Origin of the sequence: Streptomyces sp. ISL-1 (assembly GCF_018614585.1) — a bacterium.
Taxonomy (GTDB): domain Bacteria; phylum Actinomycetota; class Actinomycetes; order Streptomycetales; family Streptomycetaceae; genus Streptomyces; species Streptomyces maoxianensis.
In genome coordinates, this window is the sequence record NZ_JAGGOI010000040.1 from 63,176 (window position 1) to 86,478 (window position 23,303).

The window sequence follows — 23,303 nt, forward strand, 5'->3', positions numbered from 1 at the left end:
CGGCGACGAATCAGCGAGGCTAATGACGGTGAACGTGCTGGACATCCTGTTGCTGGTCGCCGCCGTGTGGTTCGCGATCGTCGGCTATCGCCAGGGCTTCGTCGTCGGCATCCTGTCGGTGATCGGTTTCCTCGGCGGCGGACTCGTGGCGATCTACCTGCTGCCCGTCATCTGGGGTCAACTGACGAACGATTCGGAAGTGTCCACGACGGCCGCGGTCATCGCCGTCGTACTCGTGATCGTCTGTGCCTCGGTCGGCCAGGCCTTCACCACCCACCTCGGCAACAGACTGCGCCGGCACATCACCTGGTCACCCGCCCGCGCCCTGGACGCCACCGGTGGCGCGCTGGTGAATGTGGTCGCGATGCTGCTGGTCGCCTGGCTGATCGGCTCCGCGCTCGCCGGGACCTCGCTGCCCACGCTCGGCAAGGAGGTCCGCAACTCCAAGGTGCTGCTCGGGGTCTCCCGGGTAATGCCCAGTCAGGCGAACACCTGGTTCGCGGACTTCTCCTCCGTCCTGGCGCAGAACGGCTTCCCGCAGGTCTTCAGCCCGTTCGCCAACGAGCCCATCACCGAGGTCAAGGCCCCGGACCCGGCACTCGCGGGCAGCCCGGTGGCCGCCCGCGCCCAGCAGTCCATCGTCAAGGTCGTGGGCACCGCGCAGAGCTGCGGCAAGGTCCTCGAAGGCACCGGCTTCGTCTTCTCCGACCGCCGGATCATGACCAACGCGCACGTCGTCGGCGGCGTGGACGAGCCGACCGTGCAGATAGGCGGCGAGGGCAGGCTGTACGACGCGAAGGTCGTGCTCTACGACTGGCAGCGCGACATCGCCGTACTGGACGTACCCGACCTCAGGGCGCGGCCGCTCCAGTTCGCCGACTCCGACGCCCGCAGCGGCAACAGCGCGATCGTCGCGGGCTTCCCGGAGAACGGCTCGTACGACGTGCGCTCGGCCCGCGTCCGCGGCCGGATCAACGCCAACGGCCCCGACATCTACCGCCGCGGCACCGTGCAGCGCGATGTCTACTCGCTCTTCGCGACGGTCCGTCAGGGCAACTCCGGCGGTCCGCTGCTCACGCCCGACGGCAGGGTGTACGGCGTCATCTTCGCCAGGTCACTGGACGACCCGAACACCGGCTACGCCCTGACGGTCGACGAAATCCGCGACGACATCGCAGTCGGCCTGACCGCCAACCAGCAGGTCGACACCCAGGGATGCGCGTTGTAGCGAGGGAGCGGGCGTCAGCTTCGGGTATGCCGCAATCGCGCCGAGACCCAGCGGGCCCGGCGCCTCAGGATGTTGGGAATGCCCATCCCTTGCCCCGAATGCTCATGGCCCTCGCTCTGAGGGCCACCTCTCTCGTGGGTGATCGGCCCACTGGCCGAGCGGCGGTTGCGTGCTGCGTCACCGTAGTCGTGCGTCCAGCCCATACCCCGACGTTTGCCCGTGCCTCAAGGTCGGTAATCGCGTCAGGGGCGGCCAATTGGCCTATGCGCCAGGCATTTGGCTGCTGGTCGTACAAGCGTTCTCGGAGGCATGGGAAGGCGGGGCCGTAGCAGGGACTACCGGTCGGGCTCGGGGTCCTTCAGCCAGCTGATGAGCTCGGTGGAGAACGCCACGGGGTCCTCCTCATGAGGGAAGTGACCGAGGCCGTCGAACAGCCGCCAGCGGTACGGCGCTTCCACGTACTCGCCCGACCCCGCCGCGCTGCGCGTCCGCATCGCCGGGTCCAGCGAGCCGTGCAGATGCAGCGTCGGCACCCGAACCGGCCGCTTCATCCGGCGGTTGAACTGGATCCCGTCCGGCCGCGCCATCGACCGCACCATCCACCGGTACGGCTCGATCGAGCAGTGCGCCGTCGAGGGGATGGACATCGCCCGCCGGTAGACGCCGATCGTGTCCTCGTCCGGCAGCTGCGGCCCGGACCAGTCCTGGATCAGCCTGCCCACCAAGGCCGCGTCGTCCGCCACCAGGTGACGCTCCGGCAGCCACGGCCGCTGGAAGCCCCAGATGTACGACCCCGCACGGCTCTGCGAGAAGTCCGAGAGCATCGCCGAGCGCCACCGGCGCGGATGCGGCATCGAGGAGACCGCGAGCCGGCGCACCAGCTTGGGCCGCATCACCGCCGCGGTCCACGCCAGATAGCCGCCCACGTCGTGCCCGACCAGCGCCGCGTCCGGTTCGCCGAGCGAGCGCACCACGCCGGTGATGTCGAGAGCGAGGTTCGCGGGGTCGTACCCCCGCGGCGTACGGTCGCTGCCGCCCACGCCCCGCAGATCCATCGCCACGGCCCGGAACCCGGCGTCGGCGAGCGCGGTCAGCTGATGCCGCCACGTCCACCAGAACTGCGGAAAGCCATGGAGCAGCAACACCAGTGGCCCATCGCCCATCTCTGCGATATGGAAGCGCGCACCATTTGCCGCCACGTCGCGATGTGTCCAGGGACCATCGATGCGTACGGGGCTTCCAGTACCGGTATCAGGGGCCATCATGCAGATGAGCGTGCCACAGCTGAGCACCCCACGGTCGCCAAGCCCGTCCCCGGCAGGCCGACGGGCCGCCCCTGACGCCCGCCGTACCGGCGCTCAGGGCCCCCGCGACTGCGCGACCGCGACCGCGGGTCTCAGACCGCGACCTTGTCCTGGGCCGGCCGGGGGTGCGGCTTGACGCCCTGCAGTACGGCCGCCGTCTGCTTGGCCGAAGCGATGGACTTCTCCGGCGGCTTGACCTTCTTGAACTTGGTGACGGCGAGCAGCGCCAGCAGCCCCGCGAGCAGCAGGAACGCCACGCCCACGATCAGGAACGACCAGGCCAGGCCCAGCCCCAGATTGTGAATCCCGTACGCCGCCGCGAAGCTCAGCACCGGCAGTGAGAAGAGCGCGAACACTCCCGCGATGCTGATGGCCACTCCGCCGATCGCGCCGCGCCTGACGTCCTGCCGCAGCTCCGCCTTGGCCAGGGCGATCTCGTCGTGCACGAGCGCGGACATCTCGGCGGTCGCCGAGGCGACCAGTTGGCCGAGACTGCGCTCTGCGCCGACAGCGTTCGCCACGCTGTTGCCGGGGTCGGTCATCGCTGACTCCCTCTCCTCATCAACGGATCCGAAGTCAGATCATGCCGGACTGCCGCCGCCCTTGCGCGACGCCCCCGCCACTTCGGCCTTGCGCCGGTGCTCCGCCGCCTTCTCCTCGTAGATCGCGGCCATCCGCAGGTGATACTCCGGATTGTCCTGCTCGTAGATGTCGGGGATGCCGTCCTGGTCCTCGTCGCGCTCCTCCTCCTCGGTCAGCGCGCGGTACTTGCGGTCGCGCAGCTTGAGCAGGATGCCGGCCAGTACGGCGGCGATCAGTGAGCCCATCAGGACCGCGGCCTTGACCTCGTCGGTCAGCACCGCGTCGCCGGAGAAGGCCAGTTCGGCGATGAGCAGCGAGACGGTGAAGCCGATGCCGGCGAGTGAGGCTACGGCGAAGACGTCCGGCCAGGCCAGATCGTCATTGAGCTCGGCGCGGGTGAAACGTGCCGCGAGCCAGGTGCCGCCGAAGACCCCGACGACCTTGCCGACCACCAGACCCAGGACGACGCCGAGGGTCTCCGGCTTGGTGAAGACGTCGGTGAGCGAGTTGCCGGAGACCGAGACACCCGCGGAGAAGAGCGCGAACAGCGGTACGGCGAGTCCCGCCGACAGCGGCCGTACGAGATGCTCGATGTGCTCTCCGGGGGAGTGCTCCTCACCCTTGCGCGTCGTGCAGCGCAGCATCAGGCCCATCGCGACACCGGCGATGGTGGCGTGCACGCCGCTGTTGTACATCAGCCCCCAGATGACCAGGGCGAGCGGCACGTACACGTACCAGCCGTGGACGCCCTTGCGCAGCAGCAGCCAGAACACGCCGAGACCGATCACGGCTCCGCCGAGCGCCGCGAAGTTCAGGTGGTCGGTGAAGAAGACCGCGATGATCAGGATCGCGAACAGGTCGTCGACGACAGCAAGGGTCAGGAGGAACGCCCGCAGCGCGGACGGCAGTGAGGTGCCGATAACGGCGAGGACGGCGAGGGCGAAGGCGATGTCAGTGGCGGTCGGGACAGCCCAGCCGTCGAAGGATCCGCCGCCGGTGGCGGTGACCAGGACGTAGACGAGCGCGGGCATCACCATGCCGCAGACCGCGGCGATCACGGGGAGGGCCGCGGCCTTTGGGTCGCGCAGTTCGCCGGCCACCAGCTCTCGCTTGAGCTCGATGCCTGCGACGAAGAAGAAGACGGCGAGCAGTCCGTCGGCGGCCCAGTGCTGGATCGAGAGGTCCAGGCCGAGGTCGGCGGGGCCTATGTGGAAGTCGCGTACGGATTCGTAGCTGTCGCCCAGCGGGGTGTTCGCCCAGATCAGAGCGGCGATGGCGGCAACGAGGAGGAGTACGCCGCCGACGGTCTCGGCACGCAGCGCGTCCGCCACGAACGTCCGCTCGGGCAGGGACAGGCGTCCGAGGAACTTGCGGTCGGTAGGGGTCGGCGCGGCCACGTCGGGAGACCTCCGGTCGGGTAGGCAGGACAAAGCACATGCCGACCAGACTTCCCGGCGCCCCTAGGTTCTGTTGTCGCGTCGTTGACGCGTTCATTAGCTTACCTAAGCGCGCAAGGGCGTATCCGGCGAGTGTCACTTTAGGTGCATAAAGGGCACCCGGCGCGTTGTCGCCGGGTGCCCTTCAGTGCTGTTGCCTGGAGATCCTCCGTTGTCAGTCCTCGCTGGCGGCGGAGGGCAGCCTCGACTGGATCAGGTCCATCACGGACGAGTCGGTGAGCGTGGTGACATCGCCGAGCTGGCGGTTCTCTGCCACATCGCGCAGCAGTCGGCGCATGATCTTGCCGGAGCGGGTCTTGGGCAGCTCCGCCACCGGCAGGATCCGCTTCGGCTTCGCGATCGGGCCGAGCGTCACGCCCACGTGATTACGCAGGTCGTTCACGAGGTTCTCGTCCTCGCTCGCCGTGCCGCGCAGGATCACGAAGGCCACGATCGCCTGGCCGGTCGTGTCGTCCTTCGCGCCCACGACCGCCGCCTCGGCGACCTTCGGGTGCGAGACCAGCGCCGACTCCACCTCGGTCGTCGAGATGTTGTGGCCGGACACCAGCATCACGTCGTCGACCCGGCCGAGCAGCCAGATGTCGCCGTCGTCGTCCTTCTTGGCGCCGTCGCCCGCGAAGTACTTGCCCTCGAAGCGCGACCAGTAGGTGTCGATGAACCGCTGGTCGTCGCCCCAGATGGTGCGCAGCATCGCAGGCCACGGCTCGGTGAGGACGAGATAGCCGCCGCCTCCGTTCGCAACCTCGTTCGCCTCGTCGTCGATGACGGTTGCCGAGATGCCGGGCAGAGCGCGCTGCGCCGAACCGGGCTTGGTGTCGGTGACGCCCGGCAGCGGCGAGATCATCATCGCGCCGGTCTCGGTCTGCCACCAGGTGTCCACGATCGGCGTCTTACCGGCGCCGATGTGCTCCCGGTACCAGATCCAGGCCTCCGGGTTGATCGGCTCACCGACCGAGCCCAGGACACGCAGACTGCTCAGATCGAACTTGGCGGGGATGTCGTCTCCCCACTTCATGAACGTACGGATCGCGGTCGGCGCCGTGTAGAGGATCGTGACGCCGTACTTCTGCACGATCTCCCAGAAGCGGCCCTGGTGCGGGGTGTCGGGCGTGCCCTCGTACATCACCTGCGTCGCGCCGTTGGCAAGCGGCCCGTACACGATGTACGAGTGGCCGGTCACCCAGCCGATGTCGGCGGTGCACCAGTAGACGTCCGACTCGGGCTTGAGGTCGAAGACGGCGTCGTGGGTGTAGGCCACCTGGGTGAGAAAGCCGCCGGAAGTGTGCAGGATGCCCTTCGGCTTACCGGTGGTGCCGGAGGTGTAGAGGATGAAGAGCGGGTGCTCCGCGTCGAAGGGCTCCGGGGTGTGCTCGGCGGACTGGCGGGTGACGATGTCGGCCCACCACACATCGCGGCCCTCGGTCCACGCCACGTCCTGGCCGGTGCGGCGTACGACCAGCACATGCCGCACGCGGTCCACGCGGTCGACGGCCTCGTCCACGGCGGGCTTGAGCGCGGCGGGCTTGCCGCGCCGGTAGCCGCCGTCGGCGGTGATGACGACCTTGGCGTCGGCGTCCTCGATACGGGTGGCGAGCGCGTCGGCGGAGAAGCCGCCGAAGACCACCGAGTGCGCGGCGCCGATACGGGCGCACGCCAGCATCGCCACGACGGCCTCGGGGATCATCGGAAGGTAGACGGCGACCCGGTCGCCCTTCACAACTCCCAGCTCGGTCAGGGCGTTGGCCGCCCGGGAGACCTCGTCCTTGAGCTCGGCGTAGGTGAGCGTGCGGCTGTCGCCCGGCTCGCCCTCGAAGTGGATGGCGACACGGTCGCCGTTGCCCGCTTCGACATGGCGGTCCACGCAGTTGTACGCGACGTTCAACTTGCCGTCCGCGAACCACTTCGCGAAGGGCGGGTTGGTCCAGTCGAGGGTCTCGGTCGGCTCGGTGGCCCAGGTGAGCCGCCTTGCCTGCTCGGCCCAGAAGCCAAGCCTGTCCGCATCGGCCCGCTCGTACGCCTCAGCCGTCACGTTGGCGTTCGCGGCCAGCTCGGCCGGCGGCGCGAACCGCCTCTCTTCCTTGAGCAGATTGGCCAGGCTTTCGTTGCTCACGACATCTCCCTTTCCCAGGGCGTCCTATGTGCCTATGTGTCCCAGGCCATAGCTCATCAGCCAGACGGCCGGGTGACAAGAGCCTTCCGGAAATTGGTTTAGACCTGTGGTTTAAGGCTGGTGGGTGAATCCAGCGGTGAAGCGATGAGTGGCCCCCCTCCCCGGGCGGCGGGAAAGAGGGGCCATACGTTCTCACGGACGGGACCGGTACGCGGTTCAGGCGCGCGACTTCTCCAGCGCCGGAGGTGCGGGAGCGACCCGGTCGAAGACCTCGTCGATCTCGTGCTCGTCGCTGCTTGCGAGCAGATACGCCTGGGCCTCGCCGACATGGAAGTACATGCCGTGCAGCTTCAGCGTGCCCTCGGTGAGCCGCTTCGCCACCGCCTCATGAGCGCGCAGATGCTCCAACTGCTGCACCACATTGGTCAGGCACAGCTGCTCCACCGCGTCGCTGGGCATCCGGCCGGAGATCCTCGCCCAGGAACGATGCCGGCTCCTCATCCGCTCCAGGCTCGGCATCCCGTGCCGCAGCCACCGCCGCAGCGGGGTCTGGGCGCCTCCGGACGGACCGTTCAGCAGGGCCTGCATCGCGCCACAGCCGGAGTGCCCGCAGATGGTGATCGAGTCCACCTTCAGCACATCGACGGCGTACTCGATCGCGGCCGCCACCGAGTCGTCGCTGCTCTCCGCGCCGGGCGGCGGCACGAGGTTCCCCACGTTCCGCACTGTGAACAGATCGCCCGGACCGCTGGCCGTGATCATGCTGGTCACCAGGCGGGAGTCGGCGCAGGTGAGGAAGAGCTGAGAGGGCCGCTGTCCTTCCCTCGCCAGCCGAGCCAGTTCCTCGCGCACCAGCGGGGCCGTATTGCGCTGGAAGGAGCTGAGCCCATTGGCCAGTTGATGCGTGCTGGCGTGCCGTGCGCTCGCGTCGCAGTGGTGGTTGCGCCAGGGCGTCCAGGGCCGGCAGGAGCAGTGCGTCTGGGTGGCGGGCTCACTTATCCGCCCCCCGGACCGGCCGGTGAACTCCACCGTGCCGCCCTGCGCGACATGCGAGGTCTGCCAGTCGTGCAGCGCCTCGTACGCGGCGTGGTCCATGAAGGACCCGTCCAACTCCACTACACAGTCGGCCCCTTGGGGCACCTGCCCCACTGTCCGGCTCAGCCGCGGCACGGCGAGGAAGGTCAACTGGCCGCGCGCCCGGACCCGGTGGATCCCCTCCTGCTCGTCCACCGTGATCCGCGTCCTGGTCAGTCGGTGCAGCGCGACCGCGACCGCCACCGCGACCCCGATCACCACACCTTCCAGTACGCCGGTGAGGACGACGGCGGCCAGCGTCACCGCGTACACCAGCATCTCCCGGTTCTGCTTCACGCTGCGCAGGTGCGTGATGCTGACCATCTGGACGCCCACGACCATCACCAGAGCGGCCAGGGCGGCCAGCGGGATCAGATCGAGGACGGGGACCAGCAGCAACGCGGCGACCGCGATCCACAGCCCGTGCAGCATCGTGGCGTTACGGCTCACCGCGCCGGCGGACACATTGGCGGCGCTGCGGACGGCGACGCCGGTAATGGGCAGCCCGCCGAGCGCGCCGGAGATGACATTCGCCGTCCCCTGCCCGGCCAGCTCCCGGTCGAGCCGGGCGCGCGGAATCCGAACGTCCGGCTGCTTGCGGGCCCCCACCAGCTTGTCGACGGCGACCGCGGACAGGAGTGACTCCACGCTGCCGACGAGGGTGATGGTGAGGACGGCGGCAAGGATGCCGAGCACCGGCCCTTCCGGCAACTGGGGCAGGGCATGGCTGCTCCAGGACGGCAGATCGACGCGTGTCAGGCTCAGCCCGGCGACGGCGGCGAAGGTGGTCGCAATCGCCACCGCGGCGAGGGCGGCCGGGATCTTCTGTACGAGTCGGCCCACGCGCCCGGGAATCCGCGGCCACAAAAGGAGTACGGCGACGGTCAGGGCACTGGCCGACAGTGCGGCCGGGTGAAGGTCGGCCAACTGGGCGGGCAGAGCGCGGACGTTGTCGACGGCAGAGCTCTGCGGGGTGGCTCCGAGCACGATATGGAGTTGTGCGAGGGCGATCGTGACGCCGATGCCGGCCAGCATGCCGTGCACGATCGCCGGGCTGACGGCGAGAGCCGAGCGGGCCACCCGGAGGGCGGCCAGCCCGAGTTGGGCGAGTCCGGCGAGGACGGTGATGGCGCAGGTGGTACGCCAGCCGTACCGCTGGATCAGATCGGCGGTGACGACGGTGAGCCCGGCGGCGGGTCCGCTGACCTGAAGCGGTGCACCGCCGAGCCGCCCGACGACGATGCCGCCGACGGCGGCGGCCACCAGCCCGGCCTGGAGTGGTGAGCCGGTGGCCAGGGCGATGCCGAGGGACAGCGGCAGCGCGATCAGGAAGACGGAGATCGAGGCGGACAGGTCGGCCCCTGCGATGCGCAAGCGGCGACGGCCGCCGCCGGGCGACGGCGGGCTGTGCGGGCGCTGGAAGCACGAGGCGAGAAACGTGCGGGACGGACGGGCCTCGCGGGACGTCCCGGCGGTGCCGTCCTTCTGTGGCGTGCCGGGCTGGCCATTCCTTTGGGACTTGCCGGTCTTTCGGGACTTTCGGATTTTGCGGAACTTGCGAGATGGGTCTTCGGTGCGGGTGGGGACGCAGGCAGACATGGTTCCCGTCTCCTCCGGGGCAGCGCGGTCGCGGAATGTGAGGGACGCGGCCGTGGGTCACGGCGTGCAGCGGCGGGATTCTCAACTCTCGGTAAATGGATAGTAATGCAGAGTAAAGACTGAGGCGGTATTTTCGGGGCAAATGGGGCAACCTTTCACCCGTTCTGGTGATTAGTGATTTGAACGCGGCTGGTCGCACCTCCCCTCGCCGGCGCGATGCGAGCTTGTCGGCGCTGTAGGCAATGCGTCGTACAGGCGTATAAGCGCAGAAAGAGGGTGGGCGAATGATGGCCGCCACGAGGAGGATCGCCGTCGGCGCAGCCGCTACGGCGCTGTTCGCAGGACTTGCCGGCTGCTCCGGATCGGAGGGCGATGGTGCGTCAGGAAAGGGTGCCCCCGGACCGAACAGTGGCGCCGCTGGACCCCAGAGCGCGGTACGTCTCATCGGAGACGGATCCACCGCGTTCACCGGCGCCCAGCCGGGGCATCTCGAGCCGCAGCGCCTGAAGTCCGGTCAGCCGCCGCCGCAGTTCGTGGTGTTCTCCTGGGACGGGGCCCGCGAGAGCGGCCATAGGCTTTTCTCCCACTTCCGCAAGGTCGCCGAAAGTACGACGCGACAATGACCTACTTCCTCAGCGGGGTCTATCTGCTCCCGGAGGAGAAGGCGAGCCTCTACGACCCGCCCCAGCACTCTCCCGGGCGCTCCGACATCGGCTTCAATGACATCCAGGGCATCAAGGACACCGTGCGTGAGCTGCGCGGAGCCTGGCAGGAGGGCAACGAAGTGGGCACCCACTTCAACGGCCACTTCTGCGGCGAGGACGGCGGGGTCGGCACATGGTCGGTCCCCGAGTGGAAGAGCGAGATCAGCCAGGCCAAGTCCTTTGTGAAGAACTGGAAGACGAATGCGGGCCTGCAGGCCGAACAGCCGCTGCCCTTCGACTACGAGAATGAACTCATCGGCGCCCGCACCCCCTGCCTGGAGGGCCGCCCGAACTTTGTGCGCGCCGCGAGCGAACTGGGCTTCCGCTACGACACCAGCGGGATCAACCACCAGGTCTGGCCCAAGAAGGAACTGGGTCTGTGGGACCTGTCACTGCAGATGGTCCCGGTGCCCGGCCGCGCCTTCGAGACGCTGGCCATGGACTACAACTTCATGATCAACCAGTCGGGCGCGACGAAGGGCGACCCCGCCCAGTACGTGTACTGGGGCGACCAGATGTGCGACGGCCTGGTGCAGGCCTTCGGTCGCGCGTACGCGGGAAACCGGGCCCCGCTGATCATCGGCAACCACTTCGAGTCCTGGAACGGCGGCGCATACATGCGGGCCATCGAGGAGACGATCGCCACGGTCTGTGTGAAACGCGACGTGAGGTGCGTGTCCTTCCGGCAACTCGCCGACTGGCTGGACGCCCAGGACCCGCAGGTCCTGGACAAGATGCGCACGCTCGGAGTCGGCGAGGCCCCGAAGGGCGGCTGGGCGACGTTCCTCGCCACCCAGCCGGCGGACTCGGCGGCCTCACCCGCGGTCAAGCAGGCCGAGCAGGGCTGACGACCGACATCGGCTCACCGAGCCGTTTCCTCAGCTGGGCTGCGGAACTGCCGAATGCTCGCACAGCACGAAGGCGGGGTCGACCTGCGAGGAAAGGTCGGCGCCCGTCTTCACGTTGCCCCAACTCTCCGCGTTCTTCAGGTGGAAGTGCACCATCTGGCGTGTGTAGCGCTCCCAGTCGCGGTGCGCGTACGAGTCCTCCGCGGCGTTCTGCAGCGTCTGCAGCGACATCCGGTTCTCGGCCTCCAGGAGCTCGAAGCGCGTGGGCCGGCCCTTCTCCATCCCCCGCACCCAGTTCGAGTGCCCGACGGTGACGAGCAGGTCGTCCCCCACCTCCTCGCGCAGGAAGTCCACGTCGTCCTGGCCCTGCACTTTGTTGCCGATGACCTTCAGCGCGATGCCGAAGTCCCTGGCGTACTCCTTGTACTGGCGGTAGACGGACACGCCCTTACGGGTCGGCTCAGCCACCAGGAAGGTCATGTCGAAGCGGGTGAACATCCCGGACGCGAAGGAGTCCGACCCGGCCGTCATATCGACGACCACGTACTCCTCGGGGCCGTCGACCAGGTGGTTGAGGCACAGCTCCACCGCGCCGACCTTGGAGTGGTAGCAGGACACCCCGAGATCCGACTCGGTGAACGGACCGGTCGCCATCAGCCGGATGTCACCGTCGTCCAGCCGGACTGTGCGGGCGCAGGCTTCGTAGACCGGGTTGTCCTCACACACGCGCAGCAGGCGCGAACCCGTGCCCGGGGGCGTGGTCTTGATCATCTTTTCCGCGGAGGGGATCCGGGGGTTCGTTCCCCGGAGATAGTCCTTGATCAGCGGCAGATGAGCGCCCATTGCGGGCAGTGCGGCGGCCTCCGCCTCGTCGAGACCGAGCGCTGCCCCCAAATGCTGGTTGATGTCGGCGTCCACCGCGACGACGGGTGCTTCATTGGCGGCCAGGTGGCGGATGAAGAGCGAGGACAGCGTCGTCTTCCCGCTGCCGCCCTTCCCTACGAAAGCGATCTTCATGTTCACCAAGAGTAGTCGATTGATCGCACGACGCAGTCAAACCGAGTGAGGAAGACCACTCCAAGGTGGGACGTGCGAGAGGGGCGCGTAGCCTCGCTACCTATGAGTACGAATGCCTCGTCGGCCGACCCCCTCGCCACACTCGGCTCCCTGCGGGGCGTCGCCGACTCCGTGGACTCCGTGCGCAAAGCCGTCGACCGCGTCTACGGCCACCGGGTCATGCGGCGTCGCAGCAATGAGGTCACCTCGGAGGCGGCGCTGCGCGGAGCGCGTGGTTCCGCCGCGCTGTCCGGGGCGGACTGGGCGCTGGAAGAGGTCCGCAGGCGGACCGACTTCGGCGTCGAACCCGAGGCGCGCACGGTCGGGGCGGCGCTTCGATTGACCGCCGAGGCCGGTCAACTCCTTTCCATCTGGCGGCAGTCGCCGATTCGGGTGCTGGCCCGGCTGCATCTGGTCGCGGCGAGCGGCGCAGGCGACGACGACACGGTGGGCCGCCCGCGTCTCGCGGGTGAGGCGGTCGACGAGCCGCTGATCGAGTCGCCGCTCCCGGACGCGAGCGAGGTGACAGGACGGCTGGACGGCCTGGCCGAACTGATCATCGCGGGCAGCTCCGCACCGGCCCTGGTGACCGCGGCCGTGGTCCACGGCGAACTGCTGGCGCTGCGCCCCTTCGGCTCGTACAACGGTCTCGTCGCCCGCGCGGCCGAGCGCATCGTGCTGATCGGCAGCGGACTGGACCCGAAGTCGATCTGCCCGGCGGAGGCCGGGCATGCGGAGCAGGGCCGGGCCGCGTACGTCGCGGCCTTCGAGGGGTATCTGTCGGGGACGCCGGAGGGCATGGCCACCTGGATCGCGCACTGCGGGCGCGCGGTGGAGTTGGGAGTCAGGGAGTCGACGGCGGTGTGCGAGGCGCTGCAGCGCGGGGCTGCGTGAATCACACCGTCTGAACTACTCCTGGAAAAGCCCCTGAACAGGGTTGCGGCGGTACCGGAATTGGTACCGCCGCTGGCATGTCCACCGAGTTACCATGCGTCCTCGATATATTGCCCATCAGGTCGGGAACTCTGCCCGTCACCTGGTGCAGCTGGCCCGTAATCGACGGGTCGACGTCGCGTGGGTGCTCCGTTTTCATGCTCGGTCCGTGGGGCCTTCATGCGTTACAGGTGATCCTCTCGGATGTCCTTGGTCTCGCGGGCCGTTGACTCATTTGTACTCCTGCGGAAGGGCGAGCGGAAGCCCTGGCTGCAGTTCTTTACTTTTAGTTTCAAATACGGGCGAATTGATTCACGCGGTGGCGGCAGCAATTTGAGCGGCCGCGTTACGCCGTCGGCTCGTATACCAGACCAGTCCGGCGGTGGCGACCGCCGCACCCACAGCGGCCGCGGCGACGAGGGCCGGGCGCGGCGGCATGGAGAACGCGGGCAGCCGCTGCTTGAGCCGGACCGGCCGATCGAAGACGAGAATCGGCCAATCCCGCGCCGTCGCCTCCCGGCGAAGCGCGCGATCCGGATTCACTGCGTACGGATGGCCGACGGACGCGAGCATTGGGACGTCAGTAGCGGAGTCGCTGTAGGCGTAGCAACGCGCCAGGTCGTACCCCTCTGAAGCGGCGAGCTCCTTGACTGCCTCCGCCTTGGTGGGTCCGTACGCGTAGTACTCCACCTCCCCCGTGAAGCAGCCGTCGTCGCCAACCACCATGCGGGTGGCCACCACACGGTCGGCGCCGAGGAGCTCGCCGATGGGCTCGACCACCTCCGCGCCGGAGGTGGAGACGATGACTACGTCGCGGCCCGCGGTGTGGTGCTCCTCGATGAGGGACGCGGCCTCGTCGTAGATGATCGGGTCGATCAGGTCGTGGAGAGTCTCGGCGACGATCTCCTTGACCTGCTGGACGTTCCACCCCTTGCACAGCGCGGAGAGGTACGCGCGCATCCGCTCCATCTGGTCGTGGTCGGCGCCGCCGGCGAGAAAAACGAACTGCGCATAGGCGGTGCGCAGTACGGCGCGCCGGTTGATCAGCCCGCCTTGGTAGAAGGACTTGCTGAAGGTCAGCGTCGAAGACTTCGCAATGACCGTCTTGTCCAGGTCAAAGAAGGCGGCTGTGCGCGGCAAGGAGTGGTTTTCCACGAGCCTGAGCATAGGTGCCCGCCATTCGGCGTACGCTCGGGTGTGTGGGTTTGCCTGAGAAGGCTCTCGGGTACACCATGGAAGTCACGGATCGTTCGCGACCGTGCTAACCCGGTCCGGCTCCTCCCCCCCCGAGTCGGCCGGAGAGACGACCCCCGCTCTCCCCCCCGGCGGGGGTCGTCGCATGTCCGGACGCTTTTTCGTCCATCTGCTGCGATCCACTGTGATCGTTCTCCTCTCGTGTGAGCCGTGTAGCCGTCGGCCTTCCATCACTCTGCACCGTCACTGTGTGTAGTGGAAGGGCTGCTCCCGGGAGTCACCGGTATGGACGACCGGGATATTCACAAGTGGCTAGTTGTCCACAGTTTTTCAGCAAGATCCACACGATTTTCCGGTGCGCTGCACGGTGATTCCACCCGCGCAGTTCGCGGACCGCAGGAATCGCAGATCTCAGAACGAAGCGAGATCCAAAGTAAGTAGGGGGTGGAGATCGTGGCTGGATCCATCACATCAGAGCGGCCGCCGGTCGTTGAAGGGCGGCGGGACGGGCCTCTGATCGTCACTGAAGACATGGAACTGCTCGACGATCTGCTGCGGCTGTGCGCCGCGGCGGGAGCCGAACCGGACGTCCATCACTCGGTGCCGGAGCGAAGCGGAAGCTGGGAGGGGGCGCCGCTGGTGCTCGTCGGCGACGACGCGGCCGCGCGTTGCCGCGGAGCCACGCGCAGACCGGGTGTGCTGCTCGTGGGGCGGGACCAGGACGACCCGGACGTCTGGCGGCGGGCGGTGGAAATCGGCGCCGACTGTGTGCTGCGTCTGCCCGATGCGGAAGGCTGGCTCGTCGACCGGATCGCCGATGTGGTCGAGGGTGTCGGACGACAGGCGCTGACCGTCGGTGTGATCGGCGGCAGGGGTGGAGCCGGGGCATCGACGCTGGCCTGCGCGCTGGCTGTCTCTGCGGCCCGGGGCGGTCGGCGCACCATGCTGGTCGACGGCGACCCGCTCGGCGGCGGGCTGGACGTGCTGCTCGGCGGAGAGCAAGTGGAAGGCAGACGTTGGCCGGATTTCGCCGCTTCCAAGGGGCGGGTCGCCGGCGGGGCGCTGGAGGAGTCGCTGCCCGAGCTGCATGCGCTGCGGGTACTCAGCTGGGACCGCGGGGACTCTGTGGTGATTCCGCCGGAGGCGATGCGTTCGGTGCTGGCCGCGGCGCGCAGGCGGGGCGGGGTGGTGGTCGTGGATCTGCCGCGCCGGGTCGACGAGGGCGTGGCGGAGGCGCTGGCCCAGCTCGATCTCGGGCTGCTGGTGGTGCCGGCCGAACTACGGGCGGTCGCCGCGGCCAACAGGGTGGCGTCGACGGTGGGCATGGTGCTCCAGGACCTGCGCGTGGTGGTGCGCGGGCCGTACGCGGCGGGGCTGGACGAGCAATGGGTCGCGGACGCCCTGGGACTGCCGCTGGCGGGCGAACTTCCCGTGGAAGCCGGACTGTTGGCCGCGCAGGAAGGAGGCGCTCCGCCAGGCCGTGCGCGCGGGCCGCTTGCCAGGTTCTGCACGGCCTTCTGGGAGCGAGCGCTGACCGGGGGCGGGGTCTCATGACCACCGGACTGCTGGACGCCGTACGGCAGCGGCTCGCGGAGAGCGGGGCCGAGCCCACACCGGCCCGGGTGGCGGCCGCGCTTCGGGCGCAAGGGCGGCTGCTCGGGGACGCCGAAGTGCTCGGCGGCACCGAGAAGTTGCGGTGCGAGCTGGTGGGGACGGGACCGCTGGAGCCGCTGCTGGCCGATCCGTGCGTGACCGACGTCCTGGTGTCCGCACCCGACCGGGTGTGGGTGGACCGCGGTCGGGGTCTCGAGCTCACCGGGGTGACCTTCGCGGACGCGGCGTCGGTGCGCAGGCTGGCACAGCGGCTCGCCGCGGTGGCGGAGCGGCGGCTGGACGACGCCCGACCCTGGGTGGACGCCCGGCTGCCGGACGGGACGCGGATGCATGCCGTGATCCCGCCCGTGGCGGTCGGCTCGACGTGTCTGTCGCTGCGGGTGGTGCGGCCCAGGGCGTTCTCTGTGGGGGAGCTCGTCGCTGCGGGGACGGTGCCCCCTGGCGGGGACCGGGTGCTGCGGGCGCTGATCGACGCACGGCTGTCGTTCCTCATCAGCGGCGGCACGGGCTCGGGGAAGACGACCTTGCTGTCCAGTCTGCTTGGGCTCGTGGGAGACCGGGAGCGGATCGTCCTGGCCGAGGACTCGGCGGAGCTCAGACCCGAGCATCCGCATGTGGTGCGGCTGGAGTCACGAGCGGCGAATCAGGAAGGCGCCGGCCGGGTGACGCTGCGGGACCTGGTGCGCCAGGCGCTGCGGATGCGGCCCGACCGGCTGGTCGTCGGCGAGGTGCGCGGAGCCGAAGTGACCGAGCTGCTGGCCGCGCTCAATACCGGGCACGAGGGCGGCTGCGGGACAGTCCACGCCAATGCGGCAGCGGATGTGCCCGCGCGGCTGGAGGCGCTCGGGACGGCGGCCGGGCTCGACCGGGCAGCGCTGCACAGCCAGTTGGCGGCGGCCCTCTCGGTGGTGATCCATCTCGTCCGGGACCGGGGCGGGCAGCGGCGTATCGCCGAGGTGCATGTGCTGGAGCGGGACGCGGCGGGACTGGTGGTGACCGTGCCCGCGCTGCGGTGGAGCGCGGAGGCCTTCGCGTACGAGCGGGGCTGGGAGCGGCTGCGGCCGCTGATCGGAGGTGCGAGGTGATGGCCAGTGGGCCGGTGTACGTGGCCGCGGTGTGCGCGGGGGCGGCGGCGTGGCTGACGGTCGGGCAGGGCCAGGGGCTCAAGCGCGCGCGGCTGCTGGTCGCGGGCGCCGGTGCCGTCGCCGTCCCTCCGATGTGGTCGTGGGCGCGGTACCTGCCCTGGGCCAGGTTGCGGCGGGAGTGGCTGTGCCTGCCGGTGGCGCTCGTTCTCGCCGTGCTGGGGGAGTCGGTGCTGCCGCTGATCGCGGGGGCGGCGGCGGTGCCGCTGGTGAGGCGACGGCTGCGGGCGCGGGAGCGGAGGCGGGAGCAGGAGAGGCGGGCCGAGGGGGTGATCACCTTGTGCGGTGCCGTCGCCGGGGAACTGCGGGCAGGGCTGCAGCCGGGGCAAGCATTGCTGTTCGCCGCCAGATCCGCGGGGGCGCTGGGTGGCGCGGACGCCGCGGTGCTGGCCGCGGCGCGGTTCGGGGGAGATGTGCCCCAGGCGCTGCGGGAAGCGGCACGGGAGCCGGGGGCGGACGGGTTCGCGGGAATCGCGGCCTGCTGGCGGGTCGCGGTGGACAGCGGGGCCGGACTGGCCGCCGGGCTCGACCGGCTGGAGGCGGCGCTGCGGGCGGAGCGGGACCAACGGGCGGACTTGCAGACGCAGTTGGCGGGTGCGTACTCCACGATCGCCCTGCTGGCGGCGCTTCCGCTGGTGGGCCTGGGGATGGGCTGGGCGCTGGGCGCCGACCCCCTGAGAGTCCTGCTGCACACTCCGGCGGGCTTGGTGTGCCTGGTGGTGGGCGGGCTCCTGGAGGTCGCGGGTCTCAGCTGGGCCGCGCGGATCGTGCGGACGGGGGAGGAACCATGACCGGGGACACCGTCCACAGGCTGGGGGCAGCGGTGTTCCTGCTGGCCGGGGTGGCCTGTCTGGGCTTCACGATCGCGGGGCGACGGCACGAGCGCCGGGTGCGCAGGCGGATCGAGGCGCTGCTGGCGATGGAGCGCGAACGGCAGCGGTGGCGACCGGAGTTCGGGGCGTGGGTGCGGCAATGGGCCTCCCCGTTGGGCGCGGTGATCACCGGCTATGTCCTCGTCGGCGGTGTGATCGGCTGCGCTGTCGGACTCGGCGCGGCCTATGGCGTACGGCGCTGGCAGCGGAACCGGAAGCCGGGCCCGGGCCCAGTGGACCGGGATGCGGGCCGTCAACTGCCGCTTGCCGCCGACCTTCTGGCGGCCTGCATCTCGGCCGGCGCGGGACCGCGGGAGGCCGCGGAGGCGGTCGGGGAGTCGCTGGGCGGGCCGGTCGGCGAGCGTCTCGCTCGGGCGGCGGCCGAATTGCGGCTCGGGGGCGAGCCGGCACAGGCCTGGGGATGGTTCGGCCGGATACCGGGTGCGACAGGGCTGGCCCGCTGTCTGGAGCGGGCCGACTCCACGGGTGCCCCGGCGGCGGATCCGGTGTCCCGGCTGGCCGAGCGCTTCCGGGCCGATCGGGCGCGGACGGCCACGGCCCGGGGCCGCAAGGCGCAAGTCCTGATCACCGCACCGGTGGGGCTGTGCTTCCTGCCCGCCTTTCTGGCGATGGGGGTGGCTCCGGTGGTGATCGGCCTGGCGGACGGACTGCTGAACGGCAACTGAGCAAGCCGGCCCTGACCGACTGAGCGCTGAGCAACTGGCGCCGAGCACTGAGCAACTGAGCACTGACCGACTGAACTGGATCTCTTGGGGGTTGACATGTGGAATCCGATGCGGGGATGGCTGCACGGGCTTTCGCGCAGGATGCGTAAGGACTCGGGGATGACGACGTCCGAGTACGCGATGGGGACGATCGCCGCGTGTGCCTTCGCGGCCGTTCTGTACAAGGTCGTCACGAGCGGGGCCGTATCCGGGGCGCTCCAATCGGTGATCGGGAAAGCCCTCGATGCGCAGTTCTGAGATGCGCGACAAGAGTCGCGCCACAGGGCGCGACGAGGTGTCCGACACGGCGCGCGACCGGGGTTCTGTGACGGCGGAGGCGGCCGTCGCGGTGCCCGCCCTGGTGGTTTTCGCCATGGCCCTGGTCTGGGCGCTGATGGCGGCTTCTGCGCAGATCCAGTGCGTGGACGGTGCCCGGGCCGGGGCCCGGGCAGCCGCCAGGTCCGAACCGCCGGCGGCCACACTGGCCGCCGCCCGTTCGGCGGCCCCGGCTGGTGCGCGGGTCACGCTCAGGCGGGCGGGTGACCTGTGGCGAGTACGGGTCGAGGCACACGCACCAGGCCCGGGCACGCTGGCCCTGACGCTGAGCGCGGAGGCGGCGGCCCTGGCCGAGGACACGGTGGGGCGGGACCCAGCCGGGCCACCGGCTGCCGGCGATGCAGCCACACACCGGACCGCCACTGCCCGCCCGTCTGTCCCGGAGGTGACCCCATGAACCGGTCCTGGGGGCCTATCACCCGGGGCCCCCAGGACAGAGGGCCCGTCACCCCGGGCCCCTGGCACAGGGGGCCCGTTACCCAGAACCCAAGGGACTGCGGGCCCGTCCAGGACCCCCAGGCCCGGGGGCCCGTCACCCGGGACTCCCGAGGCGCGGCCCAGGACGCTGGGGACCCGGGGCCGACGACCCAGGACCGCGGGTCGGCGACCGTTTGGGTTGCCATGGTCACCACCGTGCTGTGTGCCGTCTTCGCCGTCGTCCTGGCCATGGGACAGGCGGTCGTCGCCCGGCACCGGGCCGGCTCCGCCGCCGACTTGGCGGTGCTTGCCGCGGCCGATCACGCCCTGCGGGGCACGGCCGCGGCCTGCGCCAAGGCCACCGAGGTGGCCACGGCGCAGGGTGCCGCGGTGGTGCGATGCGCCGTGCGGGGCGAGATGGCCGAGGTGACGGCTCAGGCACGCTTCGGGCCGTACGCGCCGACGGTCAGGTCGCGGGCGGGGCCGCCGGGGCTCCCCGGAGCAGTTCCGTGAGGAGGCGGACCGCGCCGCGCTTGTGCAGCGGGTCGTTGCCGTTGCCGCACTTGGGGGACTGGATGCAGGACGGGCAGCCCGCGTCGCACTCGCAGGAGGAGATCGCCTCACGGGTGGCCGCGAGCCACTCGCGGGCGGTGTGGAAGGCCCGCTCGGCGAAGCCCGCGCCACCCGGATGGCCGTCGTACACGAAGACCGTCGGCAGCAGCGTGTCCGGATGGAGCGGCACGGACACGCCGCCGATGTCCCAGCGGTCGCAGGTGGCGAAGAGCGGCAGCATCCCGATCGACGCGTGCTCGGCGGCGTGCAGGGCCCCGCCCAGCTGCTCCGGGCCAACCCGGGCGGCGTCCAGCTGGTCCTCAGTGACCGTCCACCACACGGCCCGGGTGCGCAGGGTGCGCGGCGGCAGATCGAGTTTGGTCTCGCCGAGCACCTCGCCGGTGATGAGTTTGCGACGCAGGAAGGAGACGACCTGGTTGGTGACCTCGACGGAGCCGTAGCAGAGGCGTCCGTCGCCCCACGGGATCTCGGTGTCGGTTTCGAGTACGGAGATGGAGGTGGTGTCGCGGGCGGTGGTGGAATACGGCGGGTTGGCCTCCTCGACGAGGGCGGCCGAGTCCTCCAGGTCCAGGCGCTTCACCAGGTACGTACGGCCCTGGTGAAGGTGGACGGCACCGTCGTGGACCGCGGTGTGGGCGGCCGACTCGTCGACCGTGCCCAGCAGCCGGCCGGTGGCGGCCTCGACGATCTGGACGGGAGGGCCGCCCTCGCCTCGGATATCGGTGAGGTCTGCGGCTCGCTCGCGGCGGGTCCAGTGCCAGCCCGACGCGCGGCGGCGCAGCAGCTTGGCGGCCTCCAGCTGGGGCATGAGCTCGGCGGTCGCCGGGCCGAAGAGATCCAGGTCGGCTTCCGTGAGCGGGAGCTCGGCCGCAGCGGCGCACAGATGGGGGGCGAGCACGTACGGATTGTCGGGGTCGAGGACCGTGGACTCCACGGGCTGCTGGAACAGCGCCTCCGGGTGGTGGACGAGGTAGGTGTCCAGCGGGTCGTCGCGGGCGACGAGGACGGCCAGGGCGCCCTGGCCGGAGCGGCCCGCACGGCCCGCCTGCTGCCACAGGGAGGCGCGTGTACCCGGGTAGCCGGCGATCAGCACGGCGTCGAGGCCGGAGACGTCGACGCCGAGTTCCAGCGCGGTGGTGGCGGCAAGCCCGAGGAGTTCCCCGGAGTGCAGGGCCCGCTCCAGTGCGCGGCGCTCCTCGGGGAGGTAGCCGCCCCGGTAGGCGGCAACCCGCTGCGGCAGTGAGCGGTCCACCTCCGCCAGGCGTTCCTTGGCGATCACGGAAATGAGCTCGGCGCCACGCCGGGAGCGTACGAAGGCGACCGTGCGGACTCCCTGCACGGTCAGGTCGGTGAGGAGGTCGGCGGTCTCGGCGGTGGCCGTGCGGCGTACGGGCGCGCCCTTCTCGCCGTGCAGCTCGGTGAGCGGGGGCTCCCAGAGGGCGAAGACGAGCTCGCCGCGAGGCGAGGCGTCGTCGGCGACCTCCTGGACGGGCAGACCGGTGAGCCTGCCGGCGGCCAGAGCGGGTTCCGCGGCGGTGGCGGAGGCGAGGAGGAAGACGGGATTCGCACCGTAGCGGGCGCATACACGGCGAAGGCGGCGCAGCACCTGGGCGACGTGGGAGCCGAAGACACCCCGGTAGGTGTGGCACTCGTCGATGACGACGTAGCGCAAGGAGCGCAGGAAGGAGGACCACCGGGGGTGTGAGGGAAGTATGCCGCGGTGGAGCATGTCCGGGTTGGTGAGGACGTACGTGGCGTACTGCCGGACCCATTCGCGTTCCTCGACGGGGGTGTCGCCGTCGTAGACCGCGGGGCGGACGCGGTTGCCGAGCGGCGCGCTGAGCTCTTTGACCGCGCGGTGCTGGTCGGCGGCCAGGGCCTTGGTCGGGGCGAGGTAGAGAGCCGTCGTACCCCGTCCATTGGGGGCATCGGCACCGTCGAGGAGGGTGGTGAGTACGGGCGCGAGGTAGGCCAGCGACTTGCCCGAGGCGGTTCCGGTCGCGATGACGACCGATTCGCCGTCCAGAGCGTGCTCGGCGGCGGCTGCCTGGTGGACCCAGGGATGGTCGATGCCGGCCAGCTGAATGGCCTTGATCACTTCCGGGCGGATACGGTCGGGCCAGACGGCATGGCGACCCGGCCTTGGGGGCAAGTGCTCCGTATGAGTGATGCGCGCGGCCCGGCTCGCCCCCGCGGTGAGCCGGTCAAGGACCGTACCGGGGGAGGGGCGGGTGTCCCCGCTCTCGGGAGGTCGTCTGGGACGCTGATTCATGGCCATCGGCACCGAGTCTGTCACCGGCGTGACGGACAATGGTCCCAAGGCGTCGTGCATGGCTACTGGTAAGTGATTGAATGCCATCGCGGCTGGCGACCGTCCCCCGGCTCCGCCGGGGAGACCTCATGGGGCGGCCGCTCGATAGCAAGGTGCTGGAGGATCCGTGGACCTGTCCCTGTCGACTCGCAATGTGTCCGGCCCTGGTGGCGACCGAACGGTCGTCGAGGTCGGTGGCGAGATTGATGTGTATACCGCGCCCAAGTTGCGTGAGCAGCTGGTCGAGTTGGTGAACGACGGCAACTACCACCTGGTTGTCGACATGGAGGGCGTCGACTTTCTCGACTCCACCGGCCTCGGCGTGCTCGTGGGCGGCCTGAAGCGCGTCCGCGCGCACGAGGGCTCGCTGCGCCTGGTCTGCAACCAGGAGCGCATTCTCAAGATCTTCCGGATCACAGGTCTGACCAAGGTGTTCCCCATTCACACCACGGTCGAGGAAGCTGTCGCGGCCACCGACTGAGGTCGGCCGGAGGCTGCCGGAAGAAGTGAGGGGCACCGGGCATCCAGCCCGGGCCCCTGAGATGCACGCCCGTACGTCTGAGGGGGATTGCATGGCCACCGTTGAACTCCGCTTCAGTGCCCAGCCTGAGCATGTCAGGACCGCCCGTCTGGTGGCCGCTGCCGTGGCTCGCCGGGCAGGGGTCGACGAGGCTGTGCTGGACGAGGTCCGGCTCGCGGTCGGCGAGGCATGCAGCCGTGCCGTCGGGCTGCACCGCAGCCATGGCATCACGGACCCCGTCGAGGTCGTGCTGTCCGAGGAGGAGAAGGCCTTCTCCATCGAGGTCAGGGACGAAGTCCCGGTTGCGGGCGCAGAGGGGTCCACCCCGGTCCCCGGCGGGCGCAATGGCACGGACGAGGACTCTGACGCCGAGGGCGAGGACGAGATGGGCCTAGCGGTCATCAGCGGCCTCGTCGACGACGTGGAGGTCAGTTCGAGCGAGGAGGGGGGCGTGATCCGGATGAGTTGGCCGACCACGCCCGTCACCCTCTTGCCCTGACTCCGGATGATCGTCGGCGGGGGCGTGCCACCGGCCCTTTGATCGTCTTTTTTGGATACGGCCCTGCTGAGCAGGGCCTTTTCCTTTTTCCCTAGATCATTTAATACGCGTCAATGCCTTTGCCCCATTACCTCTTTCGGTGGCTGTTTCGGAACCCGATCATTTGCTGAGTAGCAAGCCAAGGTCAATTTCGTTTTCCGCACCC

The 23,303-nt window shown here is 69.8% G+C and carries 20 protein-coding genes and 1 pseudogene; 12 read left to right on the forward strand and 9 right to left on the reverse strand.

The window, feature by feature from the left end:
* The first annotated feature begins 28 nt into the window (after positions 1-28).
* The gene (locus J7E87_RS27705) at positions 29-1,228 is read left to right on the forward strand and encodes a MarP family serine protease (protein WP_215097276.1); all 1,200 of its coding nucleotides are present in this window, start codon (positions 29-31) and stop codon (positions 1,226-1,228) included.
* Between the two features lie 14 nt (positions 1,229-1,242).
* Here J7E87_RS27705 and J7E87_RS35480 read toward each other — a convergent pair whose 3' ends face one another.
* The 6 genes from J7E87_RS35480 to J7E87_RS27730 form a co-directional block, all read right to left on the reverse strand.
* On the reverse strand, positions 1,243-1,431 hold the full coding sequence (locus J7E87_RS35480) for a hypothetical protein (protein WP_251018091.1): 189 nt from the start codon (positions 1,429-1,431) through the stop codon (positions 1,243-1,245).
* Between the two features lie 132 nt (positions 1,432-1,563).
* Positions 1,564-2,493 (reverse strand): alpha/beta fold hydrolase, encoded by a 930-nt coding sequence (locus tag J7E87_RS27710; RefSeq protein WP_251018092.1) that lies wholly within the window; start codon positions 2,491-2,493, stop codon positions 1,564-1,566.
* 131 nt (positions 2,494-2,624) lie between these two features.
* Positions 2,625-3,074 carry a phage holin family protein gene (locus J7E87_RS27715; protein WP_215097277.1) on the reverse strand — a complete coding sequence of 150 codons (450 nt, stop codon included), beginning with the start codon at positions 3,072-3,074 and terminating at the stop codon, positions 2,625-2,627.
* Positions 3,075-3,113: 39 nt separating this feature from the next.
* Positions 3,114-4,511 (reverse strand): Na+/H+ antiporter NhaA, encoded by a 1,398-nt coding sequence (gene nhaA, locus J7E87_RS27720; protein WP_215097278.1) that lies wholly within the window; start codon positions 4,509-4,511, stop codon positions 3,114-3,116.
* Positions 4,512-4,725: 214 nt separating this feature from the next.
* Positions 4,726-6,681 carry an acetate--CoA ligase gene (gene acs / locus J7E87_RS27725; protein ID WP_215097279.1) on the reverse strand — a complete coding sequence of 652 codons (1,956 nt, stop codon included), beginning with the start codon at positions 6,679-6,681 and terminating at the stop codon, positions 4,726-4,728.
* Between the two features lie 216 nt (positions 6,682-6,897).
* Positions 6,898-9,354 carry a bifunctional SulP family inorganic anion transporter/carbonic anhydrase gene (locus tag J7E87_RS27730; RefSeq protein ID WP_374195238.1) on the reverse strand — a complete coding sequence of 819 codons (2,457 nt, stop codon included), beginning with the start codon at positions 9,352-9,354 and terminating at the stop codon, positions 6,898-6,900.
* 284 nt (positions 9,355-9,638) lie between these two features.
* Between J7E87_RS27730 and J7E87_RS27735 the strand changes: the two are divergent.
* Positions 9,639-10,906 (forward strand): annotated as a pseudogene (locus J7E87_RS27735) (hypothetical protein).
* A 30-nt stretch (positions 10,907-10,936) separates the two neighbouring features.
* Here J7E87_RS27735 and J7E87_RS27740 read toward each other — a convergent pair.
* On the reverse strand, positions 10,937-11,923 hold the full coding sequence (locus J7E87_RS27740; protein WP_215097281.1) for an ATP-binding protein: 987 nt from the start codon (positions 11,921-11,923) through the stop codon (positions 10,937-10,939).
* 102 nt (positions 11,924-12,025) lie between these two features.
* On the opposite strand from J7E87_RS27740, the gene J7E87_RS27745 reads away from it, so the two are divergent.
* Positions 12,026-12,856 (forward strand): oxidoreductase, encoded by an 831-nt coding sequence (locus J7E87_RS27745; protein WP_215097282.1) that lies wholly within the window; start codon positions 12,026-12,028, stop codon positions 12,854-12,856.
* A gap of 351 nt (positions 12,857-13,207) precedes the next feature.
* Here the strand turns inward: J7E87_RS27745 and J7E87_RS27750 are convergent, their stop codons facing one another.
* Positions 13,208-14,062, reverse strand: a complete 855-nt coding sequence (locus J7E87_RS27750) for an HAD family phosphatase (RefSeq protein WP_215097283.1) — start codon at positions 14,060-14,062, stop codon at positions 13,208-13,210.
* Between the two features lie 480 nt (positions 14,063-14,542).
* Between J7E87_RS27750 and ssd the strand changes: the two genes are divergently transcribed.
* From ssd to J7E87_RS36255, 7 genes are all read left to right on the forward strand, one after another.
* Positions 14,543-15,643 carry a septum site-determining protein Ssd gene (ssd, locus tag J7E87_RS27755; RefSeq protein ID WP_215097284.1) on the forward strand — a complete coding sequence of 367 codons (1,101 nt, stop codon included), beginning with the start codon at positions 14,543-14,545 and terminating at the stop codon, positions 15,641-15,643.
* Positions 15,640-16,788: a TadA family conjugal transfer-associated ATPase gene (locus J7E87_RS27760; RefSeq protein ID WP_215097285.1), complete on the forward strand. Its 1,149-nt coding sequence runs from the start codon at positions 15,640-15,642 to the stop codon at positions 16,786-16,788. Before ssd ends, J7E87_RS27760 begins: the two co-directional genes overlap by 4 nt.
* Positions 16,788-17,636, forward strand: a complete 849-nt coding sequence (locus tag J7E87_RS27765; RefSeq protein ID WP_215097286.1) for a type II secretion system F family protein — start codon at positions 16,788-16,790, stop codon at positions 17,634-17,636. Before J7E87_RS27760 ends, J7E87_RS27765 begins: the two co-directional genes overlap by 1 nt.
* Positions 17,633-18,403 carry a type II secretion system F family protein gene (locus J7E87_RS27770; RefSeq protein ID WP_215097287.1) on the forward strand — a complete coding sequence of 257 codons (771 nt, stop codon included), beginning with the start codon at positions 17,633-17,635 and terminating at the stop codon, positions 18,401-18,403. Before J7E87_RS27765 ends, J7E87_RS27770 begins: the two co-directional genes overlap by 4 nt.
* A gap of 96 nt (positions 18,404-18,499) precedes the next feature.
* The gene (locus J7E87_RS27775) at positions 18,500-18,700 is read left to right on the forward strand and encodes a DUF4244 domain-containing protein (protein ID WP_215097379.1); all 201 of its coding nucleotides are present in this window, start codon (positions 18,500-18,502) and stop codon (positions 18,698-18,700) included.
* 1 nt (position 18,701) lies between these two features.
* On the forward strand, positions 18,702-19,175 hold the full coding sequence (locus tag J7E87_RS27780; protein WP_251018095.1) for a TadE family type IV pilus minor pilin: 474 nt from the start codon (positions 18,702-18,704) through the stop codon (positions 19,173-19,175).
* Positions 19,172-19,708, forward strand: a complete 537-nt coding sequence (locus tag J7E87_RS36255) for an Rv3654c family TadE-like protein (protein ID WP_308313097.1) — start codon at positions 19,172-19,174, stop codon at positions 19,706-19,708. The genes J7E87_RS27780 and J7E87_RS36255 overlap by 4 nt, the downstream gene beginning before the upstream one ends.
* Here J7E87_RS36255 and J7E87_RS27790 read toward each other — a convergent pair.
* Positions 19,662-22,127: a DEAD/DEAH box helicase gene (locus J7E87_RS27790; RefSeq protein ID WP_215097289.1), complete on the reverse strand. Its 2,466-nt coding sequence runs from the start codon at positions 22,125-22,127 to the stop codon at positions 19,662-19,664. The genes J7E87_RS36255 and J7E87_RS27790 overlap by 47 nt on opposite strands.
* A gap of 79 nt (positions 22,128-22,206) precedes the next feature.
* Here J7E87_RS27790 and J7E87_RS27795 point away from each other — a divergent pair, with 79 nt between their 5' ends.
* Both J7E87_RS27795 and J7E87_RS27800 read left to right on the forward strand, forming a co-directional pair.
* Positions 22,207-22,560 carry an STAS domain-containing protein gene (locus tag J7E87_RS27795; RefSeq protein ID WP_215097290.1) on the forward strand — a complete coding sequence of 118 codons (354 nt, stop codon included), beginning with the start codon at positions 22,207-22,209 and terminating at the stop codon, positions 22,558-22,560.
* 91 nt (positions 22,561-22,651) lie between these two features.
* Positions 22,652-23,098 (forward strand): ATP-binding protein, encoded by a 447-nt coding sequence (locus J7E87_RS27800; protein WP_215097291.1) that lies wholly within the window; start codon positions 22,652-22,654, stop codon positions 23,096-23,098.
* Positions 23,099-23,303 lie beyond the last annotated feature (205 nt).

Bases quoted from the DNA above. Each gene is read 5' to 3' on its own strand.
- J7E87_RS35480 (WP_251018091.1), bottom strand. From the start codon at position 1,431: ATGGGCTGGACGCACGACTACGGTGACGCAGCACGCAACCGCCGCTCG.
- J7E87_RS27710 (WP_251018092.1), bottom strand. From the start codon at position 2,493: ATGATGGCCCCTGATACCGGTACTGGAAGCCCCGTACGCATCGATGGT.
- J7E87_RS27715 (WP_215097277.1), bottom strand. From the start codon at position 3,074: ATGACCGACCCCGGCAACAGCGTGGCGAACGCTGTCGGCGCAGAGCGC.
- J7E87_RS27730 (WP_374195238.1), bottom strand. From the start codon at position 9,354: ATGTCTGCCTGCGTCCCCACCCGCACCGAAGACCCATCTCGCAAGTTC.
- J7E87_RS27740 (WP_215097281.1), bottom strand. From the start codon at position 11,923: ATGAAGATCGCTTTCGTAGGGAAGGGCGGCAGCGGGAAGACGACGCTG.
- J7E87_RS27745 (WP_215097282.1), top strand. From the start codon at position 12,026: ATGAGTACGAATGCCTCGTCGGCCGACCCCCTCGCCACACTCGGCTCC.
- J7E87_RS27750 (WP_215097283.1), bottom strand. From the start codon at position 14,062: ATGCTCAGGCTCGTGGAAAACCACTCCTTGCCGCGCACAGCCGCCTTC.
- J7E87_RS27760 (WP_215097285.1), top strand. From the start codon at position 15,640: ATGACCACCGGACTGCTGGACGCCGTACGGCAGCGGCTCGCGGAGAGC.
- J7E87_RS27765 (WP_215097286.1), top strand. From the start codon at position 16,788: ATGGCCAGTGGGCCGGTGTACGTGGCCGCGGTGTGCGCGGGGGCGGCG.
- J7E87_RS27770 (WP_215097287.1), top strand. From the start codon at position 17,633: ATGACCGGGGACACCGTCCACAGGCTGGGGGCAGCGGTGTTCCTGCTG.
- J7E87_RS27775 (WP_215097379.1), top strand. From the start codon at position 18,500: ATGTGGAATCCGATGCGGGGATGGCTGCACGGGCTTTCGCGCAGGATG.
- J7E87_RS27780 (WP_251018095.1), top strand. From the start codon at position 18,702: ATGCGCGACAAGAGTCGCGCCACAGGGCGCGACGAGGTGTCCGACACG.
- J7E87_RS36255 (WP_308313097.1), top strand. From the start codon at position 19,172: ATGAACCGGTCCTGGGGGCCTATCACCCGGGGCCCCCAGGACAGAGGG.
- J7E87_RS27790 (WP_215097289.1), bottom strand. From the start codon at position 22,127: ATGGCATTCAATCACTTACCAGTAGCCATGCACGACGCCTTGGGACCA.
- J7E87_RS27800 (WP_215097291.1), top strand. From the start codon at position 22,652: ATGGCCACCGTTGAACTCCGCTTCAGTGCCCAGCCTGAGCATGTCAGG.